This is a genomic window from Paraburkholderia sp. IW21 (assembly GCF_041321145.1).
GTDB lineage: Bacteria > Pseudomonadota > Gammaproteobacteria > Burkholderiales > Burkholderiaceae > Paraburkholderia.
On sequence record NZ_JBGGWA010000030.1, the window covers coordinates 1 to 2,730 of the forward strand.

Sequence of the window (2,730 nt, forward strand, 5' to 3'; positions counted from 1 at the left end):
ACGTGAAGCGAACGCGGTGAACTGAAACATCTAAGTAACCGCAGGAAAAGAAATCAACCGAGATTCCCAGAGTAGTGGCGAGCGAAATGGGAGCAGCCTGTACTCTTTATCTTCATTGTTAGTCGAAGGCTCTGGAAAGTGCCGCCATAGCAGGTGATAGCCCTGTAGACGAAAACAGCGAGGAAGAACTGGGTGTACGAGAAGTAGGGCGGGACACGTGAAATCCTGTCTGAAGATGGGGGGACCATCCTCCAAGGCTAAATACTCGTGATCGACCGATAGTGAACCAGTACCGTGAGGGAAAGGCGAAAAGAACCCCGGGAGGGGAGTGAAACAGATCCTGAAACCGCATGCATACAAACAGTAGGAGCCTCTGCGAAGGGGTGACTGCGTACCTTTTGTATAATGGGTCAGCGACTTACATTCAGTGGCAAGCTTAACCGATTAGGGCAGGCGTAGCGAAAGCGAGTCCGAACAGGGCGATTCAGTCGCTGGGTGTAGACCCGAAACCAGGTGATCTATCCATGGCCAGGATGAAGGTGCGGTAACACGTACTGGAGGTCCGAACCCACTAACGTTGAAAAGTTAGGGGATGAGCTGTGGATAGGGGTGAAAGGCTAAACAAACCTGGAAATAGCTGGTTCTCTCCGAAAACTATTTAGGTAGTGCCTCGTGTATCACCTTCGGGGGTAGAGCACTGTCATGGTTGTGGGGTCCATTGCGGATTACTACGCCATAGCAAACTCCGAATACCGAAGAGTGCAATCACGGGAGACAGACATCGGGTGCTAACGTCCGGTGTCAAGAGGGAAACAACCCAGACCGCCAGCTAAGGTCCCCAAATATTGCTAAGTGGGAAACGAAGTGGGAAGGCTAAAACAGTCAGGAGGTTGGCTTAGAAGCAGCCATCCTTTAAAGAAAGCGTAATAGCTCACTGATCGAGTCGTCCTGCGCGGAAGATGTAACGGGGCTAAGCAATATACCGAAGCTGCGGATGCACATTTATGTGCATGGTAGGAGAGCGTTCCGTAAGCCTGCGAAGGTGCATTGAAAAGTGCGCTGGAGGTATCGGAAGTGCGAATGCTGACATGAGTAGCGATAAAGGGGGTGAAAGGCCCCCTCGCCGTAAGCCCAAGGTTTCCTACGCAACGTTCATCGGCGTAGGGTGAGTCGGCCCCTAAGGCGAGGCAGAAATGCGTAGCTGATGGGAAGCAGGTCAATATTCCTGCACCAGTGTTGAATGCGATGGGGGGACGGATCGCGGAAGGTTGTCCGGGTGTTGGAAGTCCCGGTCCTTGCATTGGAGAAGGCGCTTTGGCAAATCCGGGCGCGGAATTCAAGGGTGCGAGGCCATTCACTTCGGTGAAGAAGCAATCGGAAGTGGTTCCAGGAAAAGCCTCTAAGCTTCAGTTCAACAGTGACCGTACCGCAAACCGACACAGGTGGGCGAGATGAGTATTCTAAGGCGCTTGAGAGAACTCGGGAGAAGGAACTCGGCAAATTGGTACCGTAACTTCGGGATAAGGTACGCCCCTGTAGCCTGACTGGCCTGCGCCAGAAGGGTGAAGGGGTTGCAATAAACTGGTGGCTGCGACTGTTTAATAAAAACACAGCACTCTGCAAACACGAAAGTGGACGTATAGGGTGTGACGCCTGCCCGGTGCCGGAAGATTAAATGATGGGGTGCAAGCTCTTGATTGAAGTCCCGGTAAACGGCGGCCGTAACTATAACGGTCCTAAGGTAGCGAAATTCCTTGTCGGGTAAGTTCCGACCTGCACGAATGGCGTAACGATGGCCACACTGTCTCCTCCCGAGACTCAGCGAAGTTGAAGTGTTTGTGATGATGCAATCTCCCCGCGGCTAGACGGAAAGACCCCATGAACCTTTACTGTAGCTTTGCATTGGACTTTGAACCGGTCTGTGTAGGATAGGTGGGAGGCTTTGAAGCGTGGACGCCAGTCTGCGTGGAGCCGCCCTTGAAATACCACCCTGGTTTGTTTGAGGTTCTAACCTTGGCCCGTTATCCGGGTCGGGGACAGTGCATGGTAGGCAGTTTGACTGGGGCGGTCTCCTCCCAAAGTGTAACGGAGGAGTACGAAGGTACGCTAGGTACGGTCGGAAATCGTGCTGATAGTGCAATGGCATAAGCGTGCTTAACTGCGAGACCGACAAGTCGAGCAGGTGCGAAAGCAGGTCATAGTGATCCGGTGGTTCTGTATGGAAGGGCCATCGCTCAACGGATAAAAGGTACTCTGGGGATAACAGGCTGATACCGCCCAAGAGTTCATATCGACGGCGGTGTTTGGCACCTCGATGTCGGCTCATCTCATCCTGGGGCTGTAGCCGGTCCCAAGGGTATGGCTGTTCGCCATTTAAAGAGGTACGTGAGCTGGGTTTAAAACGTCGTGAGACAGTTTGGTCCCTATCTGCCGTGGGCGCTGGATATTTGAAGGGGGCTGCTCCTAGTACGAGAGGACCGGAGTGGACGAACCTCTGGTGTACCGGTTGTCACGCCAGTGGCATCGCCGGGTAGCTATGTTCGGAAGAGATAACCGCTGAAAGCATCTAAGCGGGAAACTCGCCTTAAGATGAGATATCCCCGGGGCTTCGAGCCCCTTGAAGGGTCGTTCAAGACCAGGACGTTGATAGGTCAGGTGTGGAAGCGCAGTAATGCGTTAAGCTAACTGATACTAATTGCCCGTAAGGCTTGATCCTATAACAGGTGTGTG

General features: G+C 53.0%; 1 rRNA gene. It reads left to right on the forward strand.

What is annotated here, in order from left to right:
• Positions 1-2,716: ribosomal RNA gene (locus ACAX43_RS32860) — 23S ribosomal RNA — on the forward strand; the annotation flags it as partial.
• Positions 2,717-2,730 lie beyond the last annotated feature (14 nt).